1 protein-coding gene is annotated in these 379 nt (G+C 69.1%); it reads left to right on the top strand.

Annotated features, from left to right (window positions below; translation table 11 throughout):
* Nucleotides 1-10: 10 nt before the first annotated feature.
* Nucleotides 11-379, top strand: a 369-nt coding sequence (locus AC1DYG_RS20605) for a phosphoadenosine phosphosulfate reductase domain-containing protein (RefSeq protein ID WP_477641688.1), incomplete at its 3' end; no start/stop codon positions are given.

The following is a 379-nucleotide window of genomic DNA, read 5'->3' as shown; positions in this document are numbered from 1 at the left end:
CTTCGACACACTGGACGCGCTCGAGTCCGAGGCCATCCACATCTTCCGGGAGGTGGCCGGCGAGTTCGAGCGCCCGGTGATCCTCTTCTCCGGCGGCAAGGACTCCACGGTGCTGCTGCACCTGGCGATCAAGGCCTTCTGGCCCGCGCCGGTGCCGTTCGCGCTGCTGCACGTCGACACCGGGCACAACCTGCAGGAGGTGCTGGACTTCCGCGACCACGTCGTCGCCAAGTACAACCTGCGCCTGCACGTGGCCAAGGTGGAGGACTACCTCGCCGACGGCCGGCTCACCGAGCGGCCGGACGGCATCCGGAACCCGCTGCAGACCGTGCCGCTGCTCGACGCGATCGCCGAGAACCGCTTCGACGCGGTCTTCGGC

The sequence above is a fragment of the Pedococcus sp. P1_H8 genome (genome assembly GCF_056405175.1).
The sequence above is the reverse complement of the archived record's forward strand: the minus strand, read 5'-3'. Positions and strand labels throughout refer to the sequence as shown.